The organism is Streptomyces sp. NPDC037290 (assembly GCF_055603245.1).
In genome coordinates, this window is sequence record NZ_JBVJVZ010000002.1 from 969,920 (window position 1) to 994,559 (window position 24,640).

The 24,640-nt window shown below is 70.7% G+C and carries 20 protein-coding genes, 1 tRNA gene and 2 pseudogenes; 12 read left to right on the forward strand and 11 right to left on the reverse strand.

Going from position 1 to position 24,640, the window contains the following annotated elements; genetic code table 11:
- Positions 1-18 precede the first annotated feature (18 nt).
- A complete protein-coding gene (locus ACZ7HQ_RS10150) occupies positions 19-2,049 on the forward strand; it encodes a PQQ-dependent sugar dehydrogenase (protein WP_470986961.1) in 2,031 nt (676 codons plus the stop codon).
- A 16-nt stretch (positions 2,050-2,065) separates the two neighbouring features.
- On the opposite strand, the gene ACZ7HQ_RS10155 is transcribed toward ACZ7HQ_RS10150, so the two are convergent.
- Positions 2,066-3,892: an AMP-dependent synthetase/ligase gene (locus tag ACZ7HQ_RS10155; RefSeq protein WP_470986962.1), complete on the reverse strand. Its 1,827-nt coding sequence runs from the start codon at positions 3,890-3,892 to the stop codon at positions 2,066-2,068.
- Between the two features lie 333 nt (positions 3,893-4,225).
- Positions 4,226-5,095 carry a LysR substrate-binding domain-containing protein gene (locus ACZ7HQ_RS10160; protein ID WP_470986963.1) on the reverse strand — a complete coding sequence of 290 codons (870 nt, stop codon included), beginning with the start codon at positions 5,093-5,095 and terminating at the stop codon, positions 4,226-4,228.
- Between the two features lie 152 nt (positions 5,096-5,247).
- Between ACZ7HQ_RS10160 and ACZ7HQ_RS10165 the strand changes: the two genes are divergently transcribed.
- Positions 5,248-6,291: a bile acid:sodium symporter family protein gene (locus tag ACZ7HQ_RS10165; protein ID WP_470986965.1), complete on the forward strand. Its 1,044-nt coding sequence runs from the start codon at positions 5,248-5,250 to the stop codon at positions 6,289-6,291.
- On the opposite strand, the gene ACZ7HQ_RS10170 is transcribed toward ACZ7HQ_RS10165, so the two are convergent.
- Complete coding sequence (locus ACZ7HQ_RS10170; RefSeq protein WP_470986966.1) at positions 6,241-8,115, reverse strand: exo-alpha-sialidase; 1,875 nt, start codon at positions 8,113-8,115, stop codon at positions 6,241-6,243. The genes ACZ7HQ_RS10165 and ACZ7HQ_RS10170 overlap by 51 nt on opposite strands.
- 132 nt (positions 8,116-8,247) lie before the next feature.
- Positions 8,248-9,165, reverse strand: a complete 918-nt coding sequence (locus ACZ7HQ_RS10175) for a quinone oxidoreductase family protein (protein WP_470986967.1) — start codon at positions 9,163-9,165, stop codon at positions 8,248-8,250.
- A 143-nt stretch (positions 9,166-9,308) separates the two neighbouring features.
- Between ACZ7HQ_RS10175 and ACZ7HQ_RS10180 the strand changes: the two genes are divergently transcribed.
- Together ACZ7HQ_RS10180 and ACZ7HQ_RS10185 are read left to right on the forward strand one after the other, a co-directional pair.
- Positions 9,309-9,746, forward strand: coding sequence for a MarR family winged helix-turn-helix transcriptional regulator (locus tag ACZ7HQ_RS10180; protein ID WP_470986968.1), 438 nt, complete (start codon positions 9,309-9,311; stop codon positions 9,744-9,746).
- A gap of 19 nt (positions 9,747-9,765) precedes the next feature.
- Positions 9,766-10,293, forward strand: coding sequence for an isochorismatase family protein (locus tag ACZ7HQ_RS10185; RefSeq protein WP_470986970.1), 528 nt, complete (start codon positions 9,766-9,768; stop codon positions 10,291-10,293).
- Positions 10,294-10,479: 186 nt separating this feature from the next.
- Here ACZ7HQ_RS10185 and fdhD read toward each other — a convergent pair whose 3' ends face one another.
- The 3 genes and pseudogenes from fdhD to ACZ7HQ_RS10200 all read right to left on the reverse strand — a co-directional run.
- Positions 10,480-11,328: a formate dehydrogenase accessory sulfurtransferase FdhD gene (gene fdhD / locus ACZ7HQ_RS10190; protein ID WP_470986971.1), complete on the reverse strand. Its 849-nt coding sequence runs from the start codon at positions 11,326-11,328 to the stop codon at positions 10,480-10,482.
- 7 nt (positions 11,329-11,335) lie between these two features.
- Positions 11,336-11,578 (reverse strand): annotated as a pseudogene (locus ACZ7HQ_RS10195) (2Fe-2S iron-sulfur cluster-binding protein); the annotation flags it as partial.
- Positions 11,579-11,876: pseudogene (locus ACZ7HQ_RS10200) on the reverse strand (oxidoreductase); the annotation flags it as partial.
- A 225-nt stretch (positions 11,877-12,101) separates the two neighbouring features.
- Between ACZ7HQ_RS10200 and ACZ7HQ_RS10205 the strand changes: the two are divergent.
- From ACZ7HQ_RS10205 to ACZ7HQ_RS10220, 4 genes are all read left to right on the forward strand, one after another.
- Entirely contained in the window at positions 12,102-13,430 is a 1,329-nt protein-coding gene (locus ACZ7HQ_RS10205; protein ID WP_470986973.1) for an OFA family MFS transporter, read from the forward strand.
- Positions 13,405-13,533, forward strand: a complete 129-nt coding sequence (locus ACZ7HQ_RS10210; RefSeq protein WP_470986974.1) for an MFS transporter small subunit — start codon at positions 13,405-13,407, stop codon at positions 13,531-13,533. Before ACZ7HQ_RS10205 ends, ACZ7HQ_RS10210 begins: the two co-directional genes overlap by 26 nt.
- A gap of 136 nt (positions 13,534-13,669) precedes the next feature.
- A complete protein-coding gene (locus tag ACZ7HQ_RS10215) occupies positions 13,670-14,617 on the forward strand; it encodes a beta-ketoacyl-ACP synthase III (protein ID WP_470986975.1) in 948 nt (315 codons plus the stop codon).
- 120 nt (positions 14,618-14,737) lie between these two features.
- The gene (locus ACZ7HQ_RS10220) at positions 14,738-15,415 is read left to right on the forward strand and encodes a GntR family transcriptional regulator (RefSeq protein ID WP_470986977.1); all 678 of its coding nucleotides are present in this window, start codon (positions 14,738-14,740) and stop codon (positions 15,413-15,415) included.
- 76 nt (positions 15,416-15,491) lie between these two features.
- Here ACZ7HQ_RS10220 and ACZ7HQ_RS10225 read toward each other — a convergent pair whose 3' ends face one another.
- Entirely contained in the window at positions 15,492-16,685 is a 1,194-nt protein-coding gene (locus ACZ7HQ_RS10225) for a low temperature requirement protein A (protein WP_470986979.1), read from the reverse strand.
- A 483-nt stretch (positions 16,686-17,168) separates the two neighbouring features.
- Here ACZ7HQ_RS10225 and ACZ7HQ_RS10230 point away from each other — a divergent pair.
- Positions 17,169-17,253, forward strand: a tRNA-Leu gene (locus tag ACZ7HQ_RS10230).
- A gap of 394 nt (positions 17,254-17,647) precedes the next feature.
- Here the strand turns inward: ACZ7HQ_RS10230 and ACZ7HQ_RS10235 are convergent.
- Positions 17,648-18,766 (reverse strand): outer membrane protein assembly factor BamB family protein, encoded by a 1,119-nt coding sequence (locus ACZ7HQ_RS10235; protein WP_470986980.1) that lies wholly within the window; start codon positions 18,764-18,766, stop codon positions 17,648-17,650.
- A 559-nt stretch (positions 18,767-19,325) separates the two neighbouring features.
- Between ACZ7HQ_RS10235 and ACZ7HQ_RS10240 the strand changes: the two genes are divergently transcribed.
- Positions 19,326-20,159, forward strand: coding sequence for a PIG-L family deacetylase (locus tag ACZ7HQ_RS10240; RefSeq protein ID WP_470986982.1), 834 nt, complete (start codon positions 19,326-19,328; stop codon positions 20,157-20,159).
- A gap of 376 nt (positions 20,160-20,535) precedes the next feature.
- On the forward strand, positions 20,536-21,270 hold the full coding sequence (locus tag ACZ7HQ_RS10245) for a DUF2071 domain-containing protein (protein ID WP_470986983.1): 735 nt from the start codon (positions 20,536-20,538) through the stop codon (positions 21,268-21,270).
- A 30-nt stretch (positions 21,271-21,300) separates the two neighbouring features.
- Here ACZ7HQ_RS10245 and ACZ7HQ_RS10250 read toward each other — a convergent pair whose 3' ends face one another.
- Positions 21,301-21,696, reverse strand: coding sequence for a winged helix-turn-helix transcriptional regulator (locus ACZ7HQ_RS10250; protein WP_470986985.1), 396 nt, complete (start codon positions 21,694-21,696; stop codon positions 21,301-21,303).
- Between the two features lie 98 nt (positions 21,697-21,794).
- On the opposite strand from ACZ7HQ_RS10250, the gene ACZ7HQ_RS10255 reads away from it, so the two are divergent.
- On the forward strand, positions 21,795-22,715 hold the full coding sequence (locus ACZ7HQ_RS10255; RefSeq protein WP_470986986.1) for an alpha/beta fold hydrolase: 921 nt from the start codon (positions 21,795-21,797) through the stop codon (positions 22,713-22,715).
- Between the two features lie 202 nt (positions 22,716-22,917).
- Here ACZ7HQ_RS10255 and ACZ7HQ_RS10260 read toward each other — a convergent pair whose 3' ends face one another.
- Positions 22,918-24,348, reverse strand: a complete 1,431-nt coding sequence (locus tag ACZ7HQ_RS10260; protein WP_470986987.1) for a M14 family zinc carboxypeptidase — start codon at positions 24,346-24,348, stop codon at positions 22,918-22,920.
- Positions 24,349-24,640 lie beyond the last annotated feature (292 nt).

Genomic DNA, 24,640 nt, shown 5'->3' on the forward strand with positions numbered 1-24,640 from the left:
AAACAAGGGGAAACACCCATGCGTCTCAAGAGAGTTCTGCCGTACGGCCTCGCCGCGGCCCTCGCACTGCCCCTGTTCGGTCTGAGCCAGGGCACGGCCTCCGCGGCCACCGACTACCAGGCCGAGGACGCCCTGATCTCCCAGGGCACAGTCGCCGGCAACCACACCGGCTTCACAGGAACCGGTTTCGTCGACTACACCAACGTCAAGGGTTCCTACGTGGAGTTCACGGTCAGCGCGGCCGCCGCCGGCCCCGCGTCCCTGACCCTGCGGTACGCCAACGGCACCCCAGCCGACCGGCCGATGGACCTCTCCGTCAACGGCACCGTCGTCGCGCCCGCCGTCTCCTTCCCGGCCACGACGGACTGGAACACCTGGGCGGCCAAGTCCGTCGACGTCACCCTGAAGGCGGGCAGCAACAAGATCCGGGCGACGGCCACCACGGCGAACGGCGGCCCCAACCTCGACCGCATGAGCCTCGGCACGCCGAGCGACACCCAGGCCCCGACCCGCCCCGGGCAGCCCTCCTGCTCGGACATCGGCGAGGACCGCCTGACCCTTTCCTGGGGCGCTTCGACCGACGACGTGGGCGTCGCGGCGTACGACCTCTACGAACACGGCAACAAGATCGGCGAGGCGCCGGGCGGCGCGACCTCGAGGACGCTGACCGGGCTCGCCCCGAACACCACCTACGACCTCACGGTCATCGCCCGCGACGCGGCCGGCAACACCTCGCCCGCCAGCCCGGTCGTCGACTGCACCACCAAGCCCAGCTCCGACACCACCCCGCCGACCGCCCCCGGTACATTGCATACCGCCGACATCACATCGAACACCGTCGACCTCACCTGGGGCACCTCCACCGACGACCGTGCCGTCACGGCCTACGACGTCCGCAGCGACACCACCGTCTACAAAACCGTCACCAGCGGCACCTCCACCACACTCACCGGGCTCGCCTGCAACAGCCCCTACAGCCTGAACGTCGTCGCACGCGACGCCGCAGGCAACGTCTCCCCGCCGAGCAACACCGTCTCCTTCACCACCAAGGCCTGTGCCACCGACGGCGGGGTCCCGTCCTCCATCGCCACCCTCTCGACCGGCTGGACGATCCCCTGGGGCACCAGCTGGATGCCCGACGGCCAGTCGGCGCTCGTCACCGAGCGGGACGACTTCCGGGTCTGGAAGCTGACCAAGAGCGGTACGAAGACGCAGGTGGGCACCGTCCCCAACGCCGTCACCACCAACGGTGAGGGCGGTCTGCTCGGCGTCGCCGTCGACCCCAGGTGGGAGACCGACCACTACGTCTACTTCATGCACACCGCCGCCGAGGGCAACCGGGTCGTCCGCATGACCTACGACGGCACGACGCTCAGCGCCTACAAGGTCCTGCTGCAGGGCATCAAGAAGAACCGCTACCACAACGGCGGCCGCCTCGCCTTCGGCCCCGACGGCTACCTGTACGTCTCCACCGGCGAGGCCCAGCAGCCCGACCTCGCCCAGGACAAGAACTCCCTCAACGGCAAGATCCTGCGCATGACCACCGACGGGAAACCGGCCCCCGGAAACCCGTTCGGCAACTACGTCTACTCCCTGGGCCACCGCAACCCGCAGGGCCTCGCCTTCGACCGCAACGGCCGCTTGTGGGAGGCGGAGTTCGGCAACAGCTCCAAGGACGAACTCAACCTCATCAAGCCGGGCGCCAACTACGGCTGGCCCACCTGCGAGGGCAGCTGCAACGTGGCCGGCATGACCAACCCCAAGGCCACCTGGAACGTCTCCGAGGCCTCGCCGAGCGGCATCGCCATCGTCCGCAACGTCGTCTACATGGCCTCCCTGCGCGGCGAACGCCTGTGGCGCATCCCGATCAACGGCGACTTCGAGAGCGTGGGGACCCCGACCGCGTACTACGTCGGCACCTACGGCCGGCTGCGGACCGTCACCAAGGTCCCCGGCGCCGACCAGCTGTGGCTGTCCACCACCAACTGCGACAACAACGGGGGTGCCGCCGACGGGTCGGACAAGGTCTTCAAGGTGACGATCAGTTGACGGCGCATCTGGCCTGTCAGGTTCGGTAGAGGGCCTCGACCTCGATGTCGTAAGCCTTCTCGATCGCCTTGCGCTTCAGCTTCAGCGACGGGGTGAGCAGGCCGTGCTCCTCGGTGAACGGCTGTGCGAGGATGCGGAAGGTACGGATCGACTCGGCCTGGGAGACGAGGGTGTTGGCGGCGACCACCGCCCGCCGCACCTCCGTCTCCAGGTCCGGGTCGCGCACCAGCTCGGCCGGGGTCATCCGCGGCTTTCCGCGCATCTGCAGCCAGTGCTCCACGGCCTCCTGGTCGAGGGTGACCAGGGCGGCGATGTAGGGCCGGTCGTTGCCGACGACGATGCACTGGTTGACCAGCGGATGCTCGCGGACCCGCTCCTCCAGCACGCCGGGGGAGACGCTCTTGCCGCCGGAGGTCACCAGGATCTCCTTCTTGCGGCCGGTGATGGTCAGATAGCCGTCCTCGTCGAGCGAGCCGAGGTCGCCGGTGGCGAGCCAGCCCTCGTGCAGGGTCTCGTCGGTGGCCTTGGGGTTGTTGAGATAGCCCTGGAAGACGTTTCCGCCGTGCAGCCAGATCTCCCCGTCGTCGGCGATGTGCACGGTCACGCCGGGGATGGCCTGGCCGACGGTGCCGTAGCGGGTGCGCTCGGGCGGGTTGGCGGTCGCCGCGGCCGTCGACTCGGTCAGGCCGTAGCCCTCGTAGATCTGCACACCGGCGCCCGCAAAGAACAGGCCCAGTCGGCGGTCCATCCCCGAACCACCGGACATCGCATTCCGTATACGACCGCCCATCGCCGCGCGGACCTTGGAGTACACGACCTTGTCGAAGAACTGGTGCTGCATGCGCAGCCCCGCCGACGGACCGGGTCCGATGCCCCACGCCTTCGCCTCCACGGCCTCCGCGTACTTCACCGCGATGTCGACCGCCTTCTCGAACGGCCCGGATCTGCCTTCCTTCTCCGCCTTCCGGCGGGCCGCGTTGAACACCTTCTCGAAGATGTACGGCACCGCGAGGATGAAGGTGGGTCTGAAGGCCTGAAGGTCGGGCAGCAGGGCGGCGGCGTGCAGCTGCGGCTGGTGCCCGAAGCGGACCCGGCCGCGGATCGCGGCGACCTCCACCATCCGCCCGAAGACATGCGCGAGCGGCAGGAACAGCAGGGTGGAGGCCTCGTCGTCCTTCTTGGTGTGGAACACCGGCTGCCACCGCTGGATCATCGTGTCCGCCTCGTACATGAAGTTGGCGTGCGAGAGGACACAGCCCTTGGGGCGGCCGGTGGTACCCGAGGTGTAGATGATGGTGGCGACCGACTCCGGGGTGACCGCCTGCCGGTGCCGGTGCACCAGCTCGTCGTCGAGGTGCGCTCCGGCGTCGTACAGCTCCTGCACACAGCCCGAGTCGAGCTGCCACAGCTGGCGCAGCTGCGGGAGGCGGTCGATGACGGTGGCGATGGTCATCGCGTGGTCCTCGTGCTCCACGATCGCCGCGGACACCTCGGCGTCGTAGAGCATCCAGAAGCACTGCTCGGCCGAGGAGGTGGGATAGACCGGAACCACCTGGGCGCCGACCGACCACAGCGCGAAGTCGAACAGGGTCCACTCGTAGCGGGTGCGGGACATGATCGCGACGCGGTCGCCGAAGCGGATGCCGCGCGCGAGCAGCCCCTTGGCGAGGGCCAGGACCTCGTCGCGGAACTCGGCGGAGGTCACGTCCCGCCACTGCCCGGCGGCGTCCTTGCGGCCGAGGGCGATGTGCGTGGGGTCCGTCCGGGCATGCTCGAAGACCGCGTCGGCCAGACCGCCCACCGGCGGTGCCGACGTGAGCGGCGGGTTGGTGAACTCGCGCAAACCTCGCTCCCCGATCCTCGCTGCTTGGTCATGCCCGTGATGCGCGGCACAGCGCGGTGAAAGCTACCCCACGCCGTCACCGGGCGGGAGGGGGTCGGAAACCGAGCAAACCTCACGTTTCGGCTCGCCGGTAACCGGAAAATGCCCGCACATGGGGAAGGGCCGGACACAATACTGACGGGTCAGTAAGTTTCGGTGCCGTAATCTCCACCGAATCTGTACGCGGCGATTACGCCGCACACCGCCCCGATCGTCGCATACCGGGCGCTGTCCGGCCCGGCTCGGCAGCCGCCGTACCCGGTCCCCCGCCGGGGACGTGGCGGCGTTGGTGGCTCAGCCGCCTCGGCGCCGCAGCCGTTCCCCGCCCGCGAGGATCGCCGCCGCCAGCGCGTCCGCTGCCCCCTCGGCGGCGCCGCGCCGGCGGCCGTGGACGAGGACGAAGTCGACCTTGCCCAGCCCGGGCAGCCCGGAACGCTCCGGCAGCGGGAAAAGGCCGGGCGGAATCAGACGCCGGGAGTGGGCCATCACACCGAGCCCCGCGCGGGCCGCCGCGATCAGCCCGTTGAGGCTGCCGCTGGTGCAGACGATCCGCCAGTGGCGGCCCTCGCGCTCCAGCGCCTCCAGCGCCCGGGCCCGGGTGATGCCGGGCGGGGGATACACGATCAGCGGGACGGGCCGGTCGGCGTCCAGACGCAGCCGCTCGGCGCCGATCCACACCAGATCGTCGCGCCAGACCAGCTCGCCCCGGGGATCCTCCGGGCGCCGCTTGGCCAGCACCAGGTCGAGCTTCCCGGCGGCCAGCTGCTCGTGCAGCGTGCCGGACAGCTCCACCGTCAGCTCCAGGTCGACCTCCGGGTGGTCGTAGCGGAAGCCCTCCAGGATCTCCGGCAGCCGGGTGAGGACGAAGTCCTCCGACGCCCCGAACCGCAGCCGGCCGCGCACGCGAGTGCCGGTGAAGAACGCCGTCGCCTGCTCGTGCACCTGCAGGAGCCGCCGGGCGAAGCCCAGCATCGCCTCGCCGTCCTCGGTCAGCTCCACCGCATGGGTGTCCCGGGTGAACAGCTGCCGCCCGGCCGCGTCCTCCAGCCGGCGCACGTGCTGGCTGACCGTGGACTGGCGCAGCCCCAGCCGGCGCGCGGCCTGCGTGAAGCTGAGCGTCTGGGCCACGGCGAGGAAGGTGCGCAGCTGGGTGGGGTCGTACACACCCCAAGGCTAGCGCGGTCATCAAGATTCGTGATGACAGTCAGAGTGGTGTGCGGGATTCCCGATCGGCGGTGGAGGGAGGACGATGGAAGGGGCCCCACGGGCCCCGGAAAGTCCCCGTCCAGGGAATCCCGTACAGCAATCGGAGCACCGTGAAAGCCCTGCGCCGGCCGAGTTGGCTGCCGATCGACCCGTACATCGTCCTGCTGCTCGGGACCGTGGGCCTCGCCGCGCTCCTGCCGGCCCGGGGCGCCGCCGCCCACGTCGCCTCGGGCGCGTCGACGGCCGCGATCGCCTTGCTCTTCTTCCTCTACGGCGCCCGGCTCTCCACCCGGGAGGCGCTGGACGGGCTGCGCCACTGGCGGCTTCACATCACCGTTCTGGCCTGCACGTTCGTCCTCTTCCCGGTGCTCGGGCTGGCCGCGCGCGCTCTGGTGCCGGTGCTGCTGACCCACCCGCTCTACCAGGGCCTGCTGTTCCTGACGCTGGTGCCGTCCACGATCCAGTCGTCCATCGCGTTCACCTCGATCGCCCGCGGAAACGTACCGGCGGCGATCTGCGCCGGCTCCTTCTCGTCGCTCATCGGCATAGTCGTCACGCCGCTCCTGGCGGCCGGACTGCTCGGCAACAGCGGGGGCGGGTTCTCCCCCGACTCGCTGATCAAGATCGTGCTCCAGCTGCTGGTGCCGTTCCTCGCCGGACAGCTCCTGCGGCGGTGGATCGGCGGCTTCGTCGCCCGGCACAAGAAGGTCCTCGGCCTGGTCGACCGCGGCTCCATTCTGCTGGTCGTCTACACCGCCTTCAGCGAGGGCATGGTCCGGGGCATCTGGCACCAGGTCAGCCCGGAACGGCTCGGGGCACTGCTCGCCGTAGAGGGCGTGCTGCTCTCCGTGATGCTCCTGCTGACCTGGTACGGCGCCCGGGCGCTCGGCTTCGGCCGGGAGGACCGGATCGCCATCCAGTTCGCCGGCTCCAAGAAGTCCCTGGCCTCCGGGCTGCCCATGGCGAGCGTCCTGTTCGGCGCGCAGGCCTCCCTCGCCGTGCTGCCGCTGATGCTGTTCCACCAGATGCAGCTGATGGTGTGCGCGGTCATCGCCAAGCGGCGCGCCCGGGACCCGGAGGAGGCCCCGGACGCTCCCGGTGCGTCAGCCGCGCACGCGGTCCAGGGGCAGCCACAGCACCGTGTCCTTCGGTGACCTGAGCGCCTTCGGGTCCGACAGCTCCTCGTCGGTGAGCGCCCGGTCCCAGACGTGCACCTCGTCGATCGCGCCGGTGAAGAAGGCCCGGCTGTCCATACGCTGACCGATGTGCACGCCGAAGGGGGAGTTACGGCTGACCGACCCCGGTACGTCGGCGACGGAGGACTGTATGCCGTCGACGGACAACGACAGCCGTCCGCCACCCCTCCGCAGCGCGAGGTGATGCCACTGGCCGTCGTTGTATGCGGTATCCGTGCGAACGAAGACGGTCTGCGGCGCGATCGCCCCGTCCCGCACCGTGATCAGCCCCTGGATCCGGTGGTTCGCCGGCTCGCCGCGCACCCACACCTGCGGCTGGGTGGTGCCGGCCCCGCCCATCCACAGCAGTGGCTGCTCGCCGGTCGTGGCCGTGTACCGGAACCACAAGGACGCCGTGAAGTCCTTGCTGCCCAGCGGCAGCTCGCTGCGGTACGGCAGTCGTACGGCGTCGTCGGTGCCGTCGAACTCCAGCGCCCCGCCGAAGACCCCGTCCGTCTCCTCGGCGCCGCCGAGCACCGCGGCCGGACGGGCGTGCGGTGCCCAGTCCGCGGTGACCGGGTCGGGGCCGCGACGCGGGGCGAGCCAGTCCTCGGTGAAGCGGGCGAAGCGGATCTCGTCGCGCGCGTCCACCGCGCCGCCCTCGTAGATCAGGCCCACCGTGTCCGCGTCGGCGCGGACCAGGTCGGAGTAGCCGGACCAGTCGGTGGTGACGACCGTGCCGCGGTCCACGCTGTCCCAGGTGCGGCCACCGTCGTAGGAGGAGCGGATCGTCATCGTCCGCCGCCGGTCGGGGTCGCCGGGGCAGGCGAGCAGCAGCCGGTCGTCCAGGCGCAGCAGGGAACCCTGGACCTGTGGGGCGTACAGGTCGGGCAGGTCGCGGAAGGGCGCGGTGAAGCTGCTGCCGCCGTCGCGGCTGACGGCCTGGGTGCGGTGCCCGAGGTCGGTGCCGTCCTGTTCCCGGCCGCTGACCAGGACCGAGCCGTCGCCGCGCTCTGCGAGGGCGAGTTCCGACGGTTTCTGACGGAAGGTGCCGTCGTCGGCGATGGGCCAGGTGTCCGTGGCGCCGATCCGCCAGTGGCCGCCATGGTCGTCGCTCACGATCAGCGCCGCGTGGTTGGCGGTGACCCGGCTGCCGTCCCAGGTCTCGGTGTTGACCCCGAAGACCAGCCGGCCGGCGTAACGGCCCCGGGTGAGCTGGATGCCGTGCACCGGCCCGGTCGCGTACCAGGAGTTCCAGTCGGCGGGCAGGATCTCCGGGCTCAGGTCGCGCGGCACGGACCAGCTTCGGCCGTCGTCGTCGCTGTACTGCAGATGCGGTGTGCGGTCGCAGGGGATCGAGCAACTGGCGCTGTCGGTACGGCCCGTGTTGTACATCTGCGCGAGCCAGATCCGGCCGGTTTCGCGGTCCACGACCGGTGCCGGATTGCCGTGCGTGTCGCCGTTGCCCTCGCTGACCACCTGCAGCGGGCCCCAGGTGCGGCCGCCGTCCGTGGAGCGCTTGAGCACGATGTCGATGTCGGCGGCGTCCCCGCAGTTGAGGACCCGGCCCTCGGCGAACGCCAGCAGCGTGCCGTCGGTCGTCCGCACGATCGCCGGGATGCGGAAGCAGGCGTACCCGGGGTCCTGGGACGCCTTGAAGAGGACCTGCTGCTCGAACCCGGGGGCAGTGGTTGCCGGTTGGGCGTGTGCGGTGGTGCCGGGGAGGAACGCCGTGAGGGCCGCCGCCGTGGTGACGGCGGCGGCGAGCGCGGATCCGAGACGGGCGCGAAGACCTGACGGCACGGGGGGACCTGCCCTTCGTCGGCCGGACATCAGGACATCAGGACATCCGATGTCCAACGTGCGCCCCATCGAAGGTAGTTGGGGCCCGGCCGCCTCACAAGAAGCGTGCAGCACGAGGAACACGCGAACGGCCTACGGGCGCAGTACGACCTTGCCGAGGTTGGCCCGCCGCTCGATCACCTCGTGTGCCCTCACCGTGTCCTCCAAAGCGAACTCGGCGTGCACGGCGGGCCTCAGGGCGCCCTCGGTGAACAGCCGCCACAGCTCCTGGCGCCACTGCTCGTACAGGTCGGGCCGGCCGCGGGCGATCAGGGCCATCTGGAATCCGATCACCGACTTGGCGCCGACCAGCAGGTCGTACGCCTGGAGGGTGCCGCCGCCGGAACTGTAGGCGACGAGCCGGCCGTGCGGGGCGAGGGCGGCGAGGGCGGGGGTGAGCAGGTCACCGCCGACGGCATCCAGGACACAGTCGACGGGATCCCCCCAGCTGTCGTCGGCATACTGAACACAGTCGTCCGCGCCGAGCGCGCGGACGAAGTCCGCCTTGCCCGGCCCGGACACGGCCCCCACCACCCGCCCCGCACCCCGCACCCGCGCCAGCTGTACGGCGAGGTGCCCGACTCCGCTCGCCGCCGCCGTGACGAGCACCGCCTCACCCGGCACCGGCCGCGCCGCCTCCAGCGCCCCGAGCGCCACCAGGCCGCTGCGCACCAGCGCGATGGCGTCCACGGCACCCGCGCCGTCCGGTATCGGCGAGGCCATGGCCTCGTGCAGCAGGGCGAAGTCGGCATACCCGTGCCCGAAGCACAGCCCGGTCACCCGGTCGCCCGGCCGGAACCGGGTCACACCCTCGCCGACCGCCACCACCTCGCCGGCGATCTCCCCGCCGAGCGGGATGGGCTCGGCGGCCTCGGTGACCTTGCGGACCACGGGCAGGGTGACGCCGACGGCCTCGCAGCGCACCAGCAGCTCCCAGGGGCCGGGTACCGGGACCGGGGCCTCCTCCAGGAACAGCGGGCCGCCGGTGGATTCGTAGCGGACGCGACGCATCGCACGCCTCTCCATCGCACACCTCCAAGGCCGGTCACACCCCGGCACGTCGATCGTTGGGAATACCCATGAATTCGTTGGGAGCCCCAACGGTAGCCGATGTTCGTTGGGACGTCCAACGATTCTCGGGATACCCTGCCCGTATGGCCGAAGCCCCCCTGCCCGTGATCCGCTCCCTGCCCAGCTGGCTCCTCGGCCGCGCCGCCGCCCGGGGGCGCGCCCTGGTCGCCGACGCCCTCGCGGCCGAAGGACAGAAGATGTGGCACCACGTGGTCCTCTCCGCCGTCCGCGACCTCCAGCCCGTCGCCCAGGCCGACCTCGGCCGCAGCGTGGGCCTGGACCCCAAGGACCTCGTCGGCGTGCTCAACGACCTGCAGTCCGCAGGTCACGTCGAGCGCGCCCCCGACCCCAGGGACCGGCGCAAGAACGCCGTGACCCTCACCGACGACGGCGCCCGCCTCCTCGGGCGCTGCGAGAAGGCCGCCCGCGCGGCCAACGACGAACTGCTCGCCCCCCTGTCTGCCGCCGAACGCGATCAGTTCATGGGACTGTTGACCCGGATTTCCGGCACGGACGGCTGACGGCGGCTAACGTTCCGTCATGACCGCAGCTCCCGTGCTCGATCCGCAGCGCACCGCCCTGATCCTCGTCGACCTGATGGAACGCATCGTCGCGCTGCCCCTGGAACCCCGCAAAGGCACCGACGTGCTGTCCACCGCCGAGGAGCTGGCGCGCACCTTCCGCGCCGCCGGGGCACCCGTCGTCCTCGTCCGGGTCGAACGCCCCTCGCTCGCCGAACAGCCGCCCGGCAGCGCCCTCGTCCCCGGCCTCGCGGCGAGCGGCGACCTGGAGGTCGTCAAGCGGACCATCGGCGCCTTCCAGGGCACCGGTCTGGACGAACGGCTGCGCGAACGCGGCGTCCGCACCCTGGTGTTCGGCGGCATCGCCACCAACCTCGGCGTCGAGTCCACCGCCCGCGCCGCCGCCGACCTCGGCTACGGCCTCGTCTTCGCCGAGGACGCCATGGCCGCCTTCACCGCCGCCGAGCACGAGGCGTCCGTCCGCCTCGACTTCCCCAGGCTGGGCACTGTCGTCAGCGCCGCCGACGTACGCCTCACCCCTGCCTGACCCCTCGGACCGGCGTCCCGCCACGCTCACCGCCCCCGACGGCGAGCGGTCGCCCGGCCACGGCGATCCGCTCCCCGGTGACCTGCCGATCCGCATCCTCGGCGAGAGGTCCGAGTGCGTGGGGCCCGGCAGTGCAGGGGGCGCTCCCCGCCGACCGGGCCCCGCCGCCGTGCCGCGGGGGGATGTTCAGCCCTGGGCGGCCGCCTCCCGCAGGGTGATGCGGTCCTCGCCCGCGTACACGTTCATCGAACTGCCCCGCAGGAAACCCACCAGGGTCAGACCCGCCTCGGCGGCCAGGTCCACGGCCAGCGAGGACGGCGCCGAGACCGCCGCCAGGACCGGGATGCCGGCCATGACCGCCTTCTGCGCCAGCTCGAAGGAGGCCCGGCCGGAGACCAGCAGGACCGTGCGGGACAGGGGCAGGTCACCGTTCTGCAGGGCGCGGCCGACCAGCTTGTCGACCGCGTTGTGGCGGCCCACGTCCTCCCGTATGTCCAGCAGCTCGCCGGCCTCGGTGAACAGGGCCGCCGCGTGCAGGCCCCCCGTCCGGTCGAACACCCGCTGGGCCGCCCGCAGCCGGTCGGGGAGGCTCGCCAGCAGCTCGGGGCTGACCCGGACCGGGGGAGTGTCGGCGATCGGGAACCGGGCGGTGGTCCGTACCGCGTCCAGGCTGGCCTTGCCGCACAGGCCGCACGAGGAGGAGGTGTAGACGTTCCGCTCCAGGGTGAAGTCCGGGAGGGTGACGCCGGGCGCCGTCCTCACGTCGACGACGTTGTAGGTGTTCGAACCGTCCACGGTCGCGCCGGCACAGTAGACGATGTTCTGCAGATCGTATGCAGTCGCCAGTACACCCTCGCTCACCAGGAACCCCGCCGCCAGCGCGAAGTCGTCGCCAGGCGTACGCATGGTGATCGCGAGCGGCTTGCCGTTCAGCCGGATCTCCAGGGGCTCCTCGGCGACGAGCGTGTCCGGCCGGGTGGAGACCGCCCCGTCCCGGATGCGGAGGACCTTGCGTCGTTCCGTGACTCGTCCCATGTCCTGATCAGCCCCGGTTCTGTACGTGCTGGTAGCCGAAACGGCCCTTGATGCAGAGAGTGCCGTGGGTCACCGGGTTGTCGTGTGGCGAGGTGACCTTCACGATCTCATTGTCCTGCACATGGAGCGTGAGGCTGCAGCCCACTCCGCAGTAGGCGCACACCGTGGTCGTCTCCGTCTGCCGGGACTCGTCCCAGGTACCCGCCGCCCGCATGTCGGACTCCGACCTGAACGACAGCGCCCCCGTCCGGCGGTGGTCGTCGTAGGGGCCGCCGTGGCGGGTGGAAGTACCACAGGGGATACCGCTCTGCGCGGCCACCACCGCGGGGCGCTCGTGCAGCAGCGGAGCGATCAGCGGCCCGCACGTCGCGTACACGTTGGCCTTCAGGCCCAGGTAGACGTAGTCCGCCGGGCCGACCTCGCCAGGACCACCGGTGTCGTGGGGATGCGCGGTGAAGTCGCCGCGCGGGCTGAGCACGCGCACCCGTGTGGAGCGCGGCATCGACGTAGGCGCCGATGGCGCCGGCGCCGAGAACCGCCACTTTCACGGGAGCACTCCGTTCGGTTTTGAGGGAGACCGCGGAGATGGGGGAGGGAATCGCTCCGGACGCGCCTCGACTGAATCCTGTCGACGAAATATTGTCTACAGTATGGAGTCGGCCGCAGGCAAGGGTTCCTGCGTCGACCGCCCACCGCATTCCGCCTACCGTTCATCGCATACGGTCGACGCGGCGCCTTCTCAACTCCCGCGCCCCGCCGTACCGTCCGGCGTCATGAGCAGCCCCCCTGTCGCACCCGTGGGCTGGAGCCGCTGGCTGGTCCCGCCCGCCGCCCTCTCCGTCCACCTCTCCATCGGCCAGGCCTACGCCTGGTCCGTCTTCAAGCCGCCGCTCGAATCCGCCCTGCACCTCGACGGCACCCAGAGCGCGCTGCCCTTCCAACTGGCGATCGTGATGCTCGGACTGTCGGCCGCGTTCGGCGGCACGCTCGTCGAGCGCAACGGGCCGCGCTGGGCGATGACCGTCGCCCTCGTCTGCTTCTCCGCCGGCTTCCTGCTCTCCGCGCTCGGCGCCGAGACCAGGCACTACTGGCTGATCGTCCTCGGCTACGGCTTCGTCGGCGGGATCGGCCTCGGCATCGGGTACATCTCGCCCGTCTCCACCCTCATCAAGTGGTTCCCCGACCGGCCCGGCATGGCCACCGGCATCGCCATCATGGGCTTCGGCGGCGGTGCGCTGATCGCCTCGCCCTGGTCCGCGCAGATGCTCGCGTCCTTCGGCTCCGACAACGATGGCATCGCCCTCGCCTTCCTGGTGCACGGGCTGTCGTACGCCGTCTTCATGACCCTCGGCGTCCTGCTGGTCCGGGTCCCGCGCACCGACAGGCCGGTCGAGAGCGCGCCGAGCGCCGTCGAGGGCGTGCAGGTCTCCGCACGCAACGCGGTGCGCACCCCGCAGTTCTGGTGCCTGTGGATCGTGCTCTGCATGAACGTGACCGCCGGCATCGGCATCCTGGAGAAGGCCGCCCCGATGATCACGGACTTCTTCGCCGACAGCTCCACCCCGGTGTCGGCGTCCGCGGCCGCCGGGTTCGTCGCCCTGCTCTCCGCCGCCAACATGGCCGGCCGCATCGGCTGGTCGTCCGCCTCCGACCTGATCGGCCGCAAGAACATCTACCGCCTCTACCTCGGCGCCGGCGCGCTGATGTACCTGCTCATCGCCCTGTTCGGGGACTCCTCCAAGCCGCTGTTCGTGCTCTGCGCGCTGGTGATCCTCTCCTTCTACGGCGGTGGCTTCGCGACCGTCCCCGCCTATCTGAAGGACCTCTTCGGCACCCACCAGGTCGGCGCCATCCACGGCCGGCTGCTCACCGCCTGGTCCACGGCCGGCGTGCTCGGACCGCTGATCGTCAACTGGATCGCCGACCGGCAGAAGGAGGCCGGCAAGCACGGCTCGTCGCTGTACGGGCTGTCGTTCGGCATCATGATCGGCCTGCTCGTCGTCGGTTTCGTCGCCAACGAACTCGTCCGTCCCGTCCACACCCGTCATCACGTCCCCGCCCCGAGGGAGGCCGCGGATGCCCAGCGACAGCAGCCCGCCTAGCCGGCGAGGCCTGATCACCCTCGCCTGGCTGTGGGTGGGAGCACCCCTCGCGTACGGGATCTACGAACTCGTGCACAAGGCGACCCAGCTGTTCACGGGATGAGTGATCGGGCGTCCGAGGGCCTGAGCGAAGCCGACAACCCGGGCGCCCGATTCCTGTGGCTTCACCTGCCGTCGTACTCGCGAGTCACTGATCAGACTGGTGGACCCCGCCACGACGGAAACGAGGGACCCCCGCCATGAACGGCTCGCGCATCGCCGCCATCGGCCACTACCAGCCCGCCCGGGTGCTCACCAATGAGGACCTGGCGGGCCTGGTCGACACGAGCGACGAGTGGATCCGCAGCCGGGTCGGCATCCGCACCCGGCACATCGCCGGACCCGACGAGCCGGTCGACGAGCTCGCCGCGCACGCCGCCGCCAAGGCGCTCGCCGCCGCCGGCCTGGCCCCCCGCGACATCGACCTGGTGCTGGTCGCCACCTCCACGGCGATCGACCGTTCCCCGAACACCGCAGCCCGGGTCGCGGCCCGGCTCGGCATCCCGCAGCCCGCCGCGATGGACGTCAACGTGGTATGCGCCGGGTTCACGCACGCACTCGCCACCGCGGACCACACCGTCCGGGCCGGCGCGGCCACCCGTGCGCTGGTCATCGGCGCCGACAAGATGTCCGACGTCACCGACTGGACCGACCGCACCACCTGCGTCCTCGTCGGCGACGGCGCCGGGGCCGCCGTCGTCGAGGCGTGTCCGCCGGGGGAGGAGCCGGGGATCGGGCCGGTGCTGTGGGGGTCGGTGCCGGAGATGGGGCACGCGGTGCGCATCGAGGGCACCCCTCCGCGGTTCGCGCAGGAGGGACAGAGCGTCTACCGCTGGGCCACCACCCAGCTGCCGGCCATCGCCCACCGGGCCTGCCGGCAGGCCGGCGTGGCCCCGGAGGACCTCGCCGGCGTCGTTCTGCACCAGGCCAACCTGCGCATCGTCGAACCGCTGGCCGAGAAGCTCGGCGCCGTCAACGCGGTGGTCGCCCGCGATGTCACCGAATCCGGCAACACCTCGGCCGCCAGTGTGCCGCTCGCGTTCTCCAAGCTGATCGAGCAGGGAGCGCTCAGCGCGGGGGATCCGGTGCTGCTGTTCGGCTTCGGCGGCAATCTGTCGTACGCGGGGCAGGTCGTACGCTGCCCGTGAGTCCACGTCGGTGCCCGCGGTCTGGATTTTGCGCACCGTAGACTGTAGACAAAAGACAATCGGTGCTGAGCGTCCAGCGTGTACGTGTACGCGCCAGACCTGCCCAGGAGGGGGACCGCGATGTTGTCGACCGGACTGCCGCAGGGGACGGTGCCGAAGCTGGAACGTCCCGGGCCGCTGCGCGAGCGTGTCTACGAGGCGCTGCTGGAACTCATCACCACCCGCGCGCTCGGGCCCGGCCAGCATCTGGTCGAGAGTGAACTCGCCGGGCACCTCGGTGTCTCCCGGCAACCGGTGCGCGAGGCGTTGCAGCGGCTCAACACCGAGGGCTGGGTCGATCTGCGGCCCGCGCAGGGCGCCTTCGTCCACGAGCCGACCGAGGAGGAGGCCGACCAGCTGCTCACGGTCCGCACCCTGCTGGAGGCGGAGGCGGCCCGGCTGGCCGCACTCCACGCCGACACCCCGGGCGTCAACGCGCTGGAGGAGCTGTGCGGCGAGGGTGAGAAGGCCGTCGCCGCCGACGACGTGGACCGCGCCGTCGCCCTCAACTCGGCCTTCCACGCCAAGATCATGGAGCTGGCGGGCAACGCGGTCCTCGCCGGACTCGCCGCCCAGGTGGACCGCCGGGTCCGCTGGTACTTCACGCCCGTCGCCCGCCGGCGCGGGCGCCAGTCGTGGGTCGAGCACCGGGAACTGATCCTCGCCATCGTCCACAACGACCCGGCACGGGCCGCCCACCTGATGCGTTCCCACACCGAGCACACCCGCCAGTCCTACCTCGAGCGCAACGGGTCCTGAGCGCGCCGGTCCCGATCACGCGGGTCCCGATCACGCCGGTCCCGATCACGCGGGTCCTGAGCAAACGGGTCCTGCATCACACGGGTTCGTCCATCGGCCGGGCCGTCGCGCAGGACCGGGCCTCCACTGCCAGCATCCCCACCAACACGCCCACCAGCAGCAGGAGTTCGCAATAGGCCGGCATGCGGACGCCGGCCGCGGCGGTGGCGAGGGCGAGCGGGGCGGTGGCCGCGCGGTGGCGAACCGGCCGTAGCCGCAGGGCCGCACGGAAGGCCGCGTCACCCACGAGGAACAGGGCCACCCCGCCTCCGAGCGCCAACGCGGGCCCCGGCTGGGGGTGTTCGGTCAGATGGCCCAGGGTCGTCTTGATGCCGGCCGCGAGGTACGCGATACCGAGCAGCATCGGCAGGAAGGCGTAGTAGTAGGCGTTCATCGCCAGCCGCCAGCGAGCCGGCGGCGGTGTCGCCCGGAACGCGGCCTCGGCCGCCTCCTCGTCCCGTACGAAGTACGTCCACCACAGCGCGACCGACAGGGCCAGCGCGAGGAACGCACCGAAGAACAGCCCCGGCGTGAGCGGCAGATCACCGATGCCGACCCCGATGGAGATCACCGACTCGCCGAAGGCGATGATCAGAAGCAGCCCGTGCCGCTCCACGAAATGCGCCGGGTCGAGGGCGCCCAACTGCACCCGCAGCGTCGCCGCACTGCGCCCGTCCCTGCGTCCCGGCCCGTGCTCGGCCACCAGCGGTGTCACGACCTGCAGGGCGATCGCGAGCAGCCACAGGCCGTCCGCGGCAAGGCCGTCGACGAGCCCGGCGGCCGTCACCGAGAGGGCGGCGAGCGCGTTGGACACGCCGTACCAGATGGAGTCCCAGCCATGGCCGCGGGTGTACAGGGCCGTGTGGACGACCACCACCAGCAGGAAGCCGAGACCGAAGACCACGCCGGTGTCCTCGAAGACCCGGGGTATGGCCAGCGCGCACACCAGGAACGCGGCCATGCCGAGCATCAGCAGCAGCCGCCGGGAGGGGCGGTCGGGCGGCACCTGGTTGGTGAGGTAGGCGTAGGCGCCGTACATCCAGAACAGCACGACGAGGATCAGCGCCACCCGGCCGGCCGTGGCGAAGGACAGGTCGTGCGCGAGCAGCACGGTGAGCTGGGTGAGCGTGAAGACGAAGACCAGGTCGAAGAAGAGCTCCAGGGTGGTGACCCGGCGCCCCGGCTCCTCGGCCGCCGTCTCCGACGGCGCGTCCAACGGCGTGATGTGCATACGGTGTTCCCCCTCCGGCGACCGGTGTGCAGATCGTAGAGGGGGAACATCCGGGGGCGTGGCTCAGGTCGCCGGCCGGGCACCCGGTCGTCCGCACGCCGACCGAGACGGCCCGGGCCCGGCTCGTCCTGGAGACACTCGGCGCCGGGTGACGGGGGTAAGCGACGACCCTTCGGCGACCTACCGGTCGACGGCACCCCGATCGACGGCGCCCCACGCCTGGACGGCACCATCGCCCGGCAGGGCCGTACGGGCCCCGCTCGACGGGCCCGTCTCCAACATCGCCCGAGTACCAGCTATGCGCTGACCGCACAGGGTGTAGGCAGGATATTGCATCCTGTATACCATTGCCTCCGATGTGTGGCCCGGCTGTCTCCGGGCCGCCACCACGCGACGGATACGCAGGTGAGACGCACTCCGAAACCTTGGTATTGTTGTCCATGTCGCCGCGGGGAACACCCCCCGCAAGGCGGCAGGCACCTAGTCCGGGTGGCGGAATGGCAGACGCGCTAGCTTGAGGTGCTAGTGCCCTTTATCGGGCGTGGGGGTTCAAGTCCCCCCTCGGACACAGAGTGACACCCGCTTCCGGCTCTCGGCCGGGGCGGGTGTTTGTCGTTGCGGTGCCTTCGGCCTGGCTCTTGTCCTTCGTCGGCGGTTCGGTGGGTTTCGGTCAGCTGATGATGATCCTTTCTGCCTGGGGTGTGTCAGGCCGGTGAGGCGGAGGTCCAGGGCCAGGAGGTACGGCATTCCCTGGTCTTCGCGCAGGTAGGTGCGGCCGGGATCGGGCCGGGTGGCGCTGGTAGCCGGGACGGTGGTGATTCCGGTGGGATTCCATGAGCCGTCCGCAGCGCCTCCGCCAAGGCTCCATGACGGTGGTGTCCGGTGCCGGAGAAGCGGTCCCGGACGGCTTGCGGCAGGGCAGCGCCCGCTGCCGCATCGCCACCGACAACTCACCTCATCGGTCAGCCGCTGGTGGGGTAGGCAAGAAAGCTGGAGTCGCTCAGGACGATGCCCGCCGATTCGTCGACGAGGAGCGGTGCGACGCCTGGGCTTGGCAGGTCCTTGCCCGTGCGGGCGTCGAGGGCGACCGCGCCGTTGTCGGTCTTGCCGTAGACCCGGCCATGCCAGGCCGTGGTGATTTCGGGAGCGATACGGTCGGCTTGCTTGTCCGGGAGCTGCCACGCCACGTTGCCGGTGGAGGGGTCCAGGCCGTAGACGACGTAGGAGGCGGCGCCCATGCCGTAGCAGATGAGCATGCTCCGGTCGTCGTAGGCGCAGGTCGAGCCGGCGAGGTCGGCCGGGAGGGTGTGCAGAGTACGGCCGGTGCGGGGGTCGGCGAGCCGGTCGTAGCGTCCGTTGTCGTAGTCCTTGCCGTGGACGCGGAGTTGGTGCGGGCCCGCCGGGTCCGCACTCGCCGAATCGCCGAGGGGGCCCTGCCAGAGTCGTTTACCGGTGGCGAGGTCGAACCCGACGGGCCGCTGGTCAATGCCCAGGTCGTCTTCCAGCAGTGCTCCCGCCACAGAGTGATCGGTGACTGCGCTCGCCTGGAACTTGTCAATGCTCCACACCTGGCGCGGACCGTTCAGGTCGATGCCATAGGCGGCAGCGTGATCGTTGTGGAAGGTGGAGACGCGGATGACGGCGATGCCGTTGTCCGCGCCGATGGCTGAGGCCTCGGCGTCGTCTTCCGTGGCCCATTCAGGCAGCCGCAGTGTGAGGTGCCAGATGGCTTTGCCGGTGTCCGCGTTGGTACCGGTGACCTCGACCACCGTGTGGCTTGCCTGCGTCCCGGTGCCGGTCTCCTTCACGACAAAAGGAGCAAGGACGGTCGGGGTGCCGTGGGCAGTCGCGAGCAACGGGGCATCGGCGTGGGTGGTGTCGTTCCACCCGTTGCCTGTGTCGACAGGCGTGCGTTCAGGCGTGACTGTCGCGGTTGTCCGACCCGTTGCGGTGTCCATGGCTTGCATCTGGGTTGTGGTGGCAACGAAGGCGGTTGACTTGTAGAGGGCCACCGGCAAGGGGGCACTCAGCGTCCCTCCCACAGTCAGGCGCCCGGCGATGGCCTGTTCCGGCAGTGGCACGGAGTGACCGGTGGCGAACGTCGCCGGCGGATCGTGGACCGGTCGTGACGGCGCGCTCGGATGGGCCGACACCGACGGTAGGGCCTTCGGTTGCGTCCCGTGGCTCCCGTTGCTGCCGCATCCTGCCAATGCACCGAGAACGACAACTGCTGCGCTTACCCAACACGTGGATGCGCGCGTCAGCCGCATGCTGCTCACTCTTCCCCCGGGTTCGAACGAATCAGACGTGGCGCCGCTGATCACTTTAGAGGCAGCTTCTGACAAGCACCGACGCCCAGTTGACTGATCAGGCCAACCAGTGGGGAGGGCCAAGGCCCAGGGGTTCCCATGCGCGCGGGAACAACCGATGCGGCCTGCACCGTTGCACCGGCCGAGGAACCGGCTCCGTGCGGGCGGGGGACAGAGAGGCCAGCGGGGAACAGAGAGGCCGAAGGATCGCCGGCCCTGCGCGATCCGGGCTCCGGGTCCGCGGTACGTCCGGTCACCCGGTATCGCCGCGACCGCTCGTACGTCTGCCGCAGACTCGGACCGAGGCTTTTTCACACAGGAGGACTGTTTCATGGATCACCGGCCCTTGACGCTCATGGCGGTGCACGCCCACCCCGACGATGAGGCCACCGGGACGGGAGGTGTCCTCGCGCGGTACGCGGCGGAGGGCATCCGCACGGTCCTCGTGACGTGTACCGACGGCAGTTGCGGTGACGGACCGGGGGGTGTCAAGCCGGGCGATCCGGGGCACGATCCGGCGGCCGTCGCCTTGATGCGGCGTCAGGAACTTGAGTCGAGCTGCGACATCCTGAAGGTCAGTCATCTGGAGACGCTGGACTACGCCGACTCCGGGATGATGGGCTGGCCGGCCAACGACGCCCCCGGATCCTTCTGGCAGACCCCAGTGGAGGAGGGCGCTGCCCGACTCGCGGAACTCCTGACGCGCTACCGACCCGATGTGGTCGTCACCTATGACGAGAACGGCTTCTACGGCCACCCCGACCACATCCAGGCAAACCGCATCACGATGACGGCCCTGGCGATGACCGCGCAGACGCCGAAGGTGTACTGGACGACGGCGCCCCGCTCGGCGATGCAGCGGTTCGGGGAGGCCATGCGCGAGTTCGGTGCGGACTGGCAGGAGCCGGATCCGGCCGAGGCCGCCGCGATGGCCGAGATCGGACTCCCCGACGAGGAGATCACCACCTGGGTGGACACCACTGCGTTCGGCGGTCAGAAGTTCGATGCGCTGGCCGCGCACGCCAGCCAGGGCGAGAACATCTTCTTCCTCAAGATGGGCCAGAAGAGGTTCACCGAATTGATGGGCGTCGAGACCTTCGTACGTGTCCAGGACACCACCGGCGCGGCCGTTCCCGAGAACGACCTCTTCGCCGGACTGCGCTGATCCGCCCGCCCTCCAGGGTCCTGAGAAAACTCACGGGCGGGACGGGTGCAGGGTCACCAGGGGCTCAGCCAGCCACCGTCTTCGGCGGCGGCGCCGTGTCGTCGGCTGTCACCGGCATGCCGCACAGTGCCTACGCCTGGCCGGCCGGCCTGCTCCTGTGGGCCTGTGGCATGCCGACGGCGCGGCGCGCAGCAACCGAGGGACGCCGCGTGTTCGGCCCGGACCGGGCAGTGCGTGAACCGGGCAGTGCGCGGACCGGGCAGTGCGCGAACCGGGCCCGCGCACATCAAAGGATCCAGCAGTGAACCGGTCCCGCACCGGCTCGCGTCCCCAGGAGCAGCCTGCCCATTGAAGCGGACACAGAGCGGAGCACGCTGTGGAGCGACGACCAACGGTCCGCTGGCATCACGCGCTGGCCGACCTCGGTGACTTCGCCCTCGTGAGCTGGGCGGCCGACCCGGACCGGGTGGCGGCACTGCTTCCGGCCGGAGTCGAACCCGATGTACGCGACGGCTCGACCCTGGTGTCCCTGGCGGGATTTCGCGACCGGCGGTTCCACTTCCGCTTCGCCCCGCTGGTCCGGCACTCGGCGGGTCAGGTCAACTACCGCACCTACGTTCGCCGCGGCGATCAGACCGGTGTCTGGTTCTTCGGCACCTCGCTGGGCAGCAGGCTGGTCCATCTGCCGGCCGCGGTGTGGAAGATGCCCTGGCGCCGCGAGGACGTTCGCATAGCCGCGGACTGGTCGAACGCCGGGCAGCCCGCGAGCTGGCGGCTGGATGTCCGGGGTGGATGGGGATCGGCCTCCGTCGCCCTACGCGGAACCGGACGCCCGGTGCCGGTGCCCGCCGGCTTCGCCGACGCCGCGGAAGCCAGCCGGGTGTTGATCGATCCCATTCTCGGCTGGTACGCCCGCCGGGACGGGAGCGGCACCGGGCGCTATTCGGTGTGGCATGAACCGCTCGCCCTCGAACATGCCGAAGTGAGTTACGCGCACAGCCAGGTGTTCACCGATCTCGGACTCGTCACCGCCGGTCAACCGCCCTGCCATGCCGGCCTGCAGCGGCGCTCGCTGTTCGATATCCACACCCCGCCCAGGCGCCAGAGGTGACCGGGGACCTGCAGCCCACCGGTCACGCCGTCAGCTCCCCTCGGCGTCCTCGTGACGGAGCGCGTGGGCGCGGTCGATCTCGGCCATGTGTTCCTCGGCCCACGCCCGGACCATGGCGAGCGGGATCTCCAGGGACAGGCCGAGTTCGGTGATCCTGTAGTGCACACGGGGCGGGACCGCCGGCTCCACCCGGCGGGTGACCAGACCGTCGTGCGTCAGGTTGCGCAGGGTCGCCGAGAGCATCTTCTGCGAGATGCCGGGCATCCGGCGCTGGAGCTCGGCGAAGCGCACTTCGTCCGGGGCCGCCTCGGCCAGCACCTTGATCGCCATGGACGTCCACTTGGTGCCGATCCGGTCCAGCAGACGACGGGTCGGGCACCCGGGGTCGAACAGGTCACCGCGGGCACCCGCCGTTCCGGAGGTCACCTGGAGCTCACCACCTGTCGCGAAAGTGCGGTCTTGGCGCCTTCACACTACTTACCTACGGTGGCCTTGTCACCATTGGTAACCGACAGGGAGAACATGTGTCCGCCCTCGCGTCCCCCTCCGCCGGCCGGTACCCCGCTGAGGTCGAACTGCGGCGTGTCCCGGTCAACGGCATCGAACTCAACGTGGCACTCGCCGGGGCAGGACCCGCAGTCCTGCTGCTGCACGGCTTCCCCCACACCTGGCAACTGTGGACCGAGGTCATGGGCGAACTCGCCCAGCGCCACCGGGTCATCGCCCCCGACATGCGGGGGCTCGGCGCCAGCAGCCGCGCGGCCGACGGCTACGACGTCGCCAACCTCGCCGTCGACGCCGAAAGCCTGCTCGCCGCCCTCGGAGAGACCTCCGCGGCGGTGGTCGGCATCGACGCGGGCACCCCACCCGCCTTCCTGCTCGCGCTGCGACGCCCCGGCCTCGTCCGGCGCCTGGTCGTCATGGAGTCGCTGCTGGGCGGGCTGCCCGGGGCCGAGCGGTTCCCCGGGAACCGGGCACCGTGGTGGTTCGGCTTCCACGCCGAGCCCGGTCTCGCCGAATCGGTGCTGGCCGGCCACGAGGCGCGGTACATCGGCTGGTTTCTCAACTCCGGAACCCTGGGCCGTGGAGTGCGCCCCGACCTCCACTCCGCCTTCGTCCGCGCCTACACCGGAGTGCAAGCCCTGCGCTGCGCCTTCTCGTACTACCGTGCCCTGCCCACCAGCGCACAGCAGATCCAGGACGCCGTCGGCTCGCACCGGCTCACGGTGCCCACTCTGGCCGTCGGCGCCCATCCCGTCGGCAGCGTGCTCGCACAGCAACTTCGCCCCGTCGCCGACGACTTGGCCGGCCACGTCATCGAGGACTGCGGCCACATCATCCCGCTGGACCGGCCCGCGGCCCTGCTCGGCCTGCTCAGGCCGTTCCTGGCGGCGGACCCGGCCGAGCAGGCACCGCAGAGGGGCTCCGGCCGGCGAGCCGGATGACCGTGCGCCCGGACGGCCACACGGCGGGCTGACCACCAAGATCCACCTCGCGGCGGACGGTCACAACCGCTTCCGGTGAACAGGCCCGAGGCTGACCGCGTGACCCTGCTCGTCCTGCACCACCGTCACGGGGGGAGAGGAGGAGCAGGGCCCCGTTGCCAGGCGCTGGGCATGTAGGGCGTGGTCGTGGAACCGGACGGAGTCAGCGTCCGGTGTCGGACGTGGTGCGGTAGGGGGCTGCTGCCTGCTGGGCGGCGTAGCGGAGGGCGGGTTCGATCTTGGGCCAGAAGTAGCTGTCCTGGCAGGAGTACGGCGGCGTGAACCCGTCGCAGCCGGCCCCGTCGCTGTCGCCGATCTCGATGGTGAAGCTGGCGAGGCCGAGCTTGTCGTAGGTCCAGTCGTCGGTGCCGCCGGCGGCGTTGTAGAGGATCTCGCCGGCCTGGCCGTACTGGTAACCGGTGAGCGAGGCCATGTGGGCGGCGAGCGCGCGCAGGGCGGCGTCGTTGCCGGTGTGCACGGAGGCGGAGTACTCCCAGGGGAAGAGCACCATGCTCGCGTCACTGTGCAGGGTGATCATCATGCCCTTGGCGGTGGAGGGCGCCGGGGCGGAGTCGCCGGTGCCCGTGCGCACCGCCGGGAACAACTCGCGGAAGAGCGTCTCCAGTGCGGAGTTCTCCACCTCGGAGTCGTTCGTGGGTCCGCCGTACGTCTGGTCGCAGGGCGCGTTGGAGGTGCCGGAGGCGTGCCAGTGGGTGCCGGCGTTGCGGTTCAGGTCGACGCCGATCTGGCTGTAGGCGCTCACTCCGCATCGGGAGCCGTGCGAGCCGTCGGCGTTCTTGCGCTGAAGGACGGGGTTGTTCCCGCCTTGCGCGACCATGTCGACGCCGTCGGGGTTGGCGTCGGGCACCACCCACATCTCGGTGGTGTCCATCAGCTTGGTGATCGCCGGGTCCTTGCCGTAGCCGCTGGTCAGCGCGTCGATCCAACGCCAGGACATTTCGCCGGTGGTCAGTTCGCGGGCGTGGATCTGGCTCATCAGGAAGAACCTGGGCTTCGCCGAACCAGGGCTGAGCGCGCAGTCGTTCGACTGGAGCTTGGTGAGGCAGATCGCCTTCAGGTCGCGACCGCCCTGCCCGTGCTGCTTCAGCCACGACTGACCGTACGTCACCTCCTTCGCCAGATCCGGGTGTTGGGAGACCGTCTGGTCCATGTGCGCGTACTGGCCGGTGACCGTGTGGTAGCCACCGTCGTAGGTGTCGCCCAGCGCGTGCGGTCTCACGGTGCGGGAGGGGAGGGTCTCGGTCAGCGTGGTCTCGACCGCCGGGGTGAAGCCGAGCCGCCGCAGCCCTGTCGCCGTCGCCGCGTCACCCGAGACGAAGAGGCTGTCGCCCTGGCGCCGTTCGAGCAGGTCGTATCCGGCGTCGGCGAGCCGTTCAGCGTCCCGCAGCGGGTGGTGCGTGGGTATGCGGTAGACGACGACCGTCCGCTGCCCGCGGCCGTCGGTGCTGCGGTTGGTCGCGGAGCGGACCGCGGTGGCGTCCGCGCCGGTCCGGGCCTGCGCCGCCTGCGGCAGCAGGGCCGCGGCGACGATGACGGCACCGGCGGTCAGGCCCGCCAGTTGTTTGTATGCCACGGAGGTGACCTTTCGTGGGGGAGGAGTGCCTCGCGCTTCATGGGCAGGGAATGGTTCGGCGGTCCGGGGGACGGGGGTCGGCGCGGGCCGGTGCATGTGCGTGCGTGACGGCGTCGTGGCGCCCGAACACCCCGCCTGCCGCGACCAGTTGGAGCGGCGGCTCCGCCGGACCTGCCCACCGCCGCGCCGGCCGAGGCCGGCGTCCATCACCTGTGTGCACGTGTGTGCAGCGGGGGGGTTGCGCGCCTTTTCCGTGAGGAGACGGGAGACAACCCCCACCCAAGAGACGCAG

Excerpts from the sequence above, each read along its gene's own strand:
- ACZ7HQ_RS10240 (WP_470986982.1), top strand. The coding sequence starts at position 19,326 with ATGGATCACCGGCCCTTGACGCTCATGGCGGTGCACGCCCACCCCGAC.
- fdhD (WP_470986971.1), bottom strand. The coding sequence starts at position 11,328 with ATGGGACGAGTCACGGAACGACGCAAGGTCCTCCGCATCCGGGACGGG.
- ACZ7HQ_RS10210 (WP_470986974.1), top strand. The coding sequence starts at position 13,405 with ATGCCCAGCGACAGCAGCCCGCCTAGCCGGCGAGGCCTGATCACCCTC.
- ACZ7HQ_RS10225 (WP_470986979.1), bottom strand. The coding sequence starts at position 16,685 with ATGCACATCACGCCGTTGGACGCGCCGTCGGAGACGGCGGCCGAGGAG.
- ACZ7HQ_RS10180 (WP_470986968.1), top strand. The coding sequence starts at position 9,309 with ATGGCCGAAGCCCCCCTGCCCGTGATCCGCTCCCTGCCCAGCTGGCTC.
- ACZ7HQ_RS10185 (WP_470986970.1), top strand. The coding sequence starts at position 9,766 with ATGACCGCAGCTCCCGTGCTCGATCCGCAGCGCACCGCCCTGATCCTC.
- ACZ7HQ_RS10150 (WP_470986961.1), top strand. The coding sequence starts at position 19 with ATGCGTCTCAAGAGAGTTCTGCCGTACGGCCTCGCCGCGGCCCTCGCA.
- ACZ7HQ_RS10220 (WP_470986977.1), top strand. The coding sequence starts at position 14,738 with ATGTTGTCGACCGGACTGCCGCAGGGGACGGTGCCGAAGCTGGAACGT.
- ACZ7HQ_RS10205 (WP_470986973.1), top strand. The coding sequence starts at position 12,102 with ATGAGCAGCCCCCCTGTCGCACCCGTGGGCTGGAGCCGCTGGCTGGTC.
- ACZ7HQ_RS10175 (WP_470986967.1), bottom strand. The coding sequence starts at position 9,165 with ATGCGTCGCGTCCGCTACGAATCCACCGGCGGCCCGCTGTTCCTGGAG.
- ACZ7HQ_RS10215 (WP_470986975.1), top strand. The coding sequence starts at position 13,670 with ATGAACGGCTCGCGCATCGCCGCCATCGGCCACTACCAGCCCGCCCGG.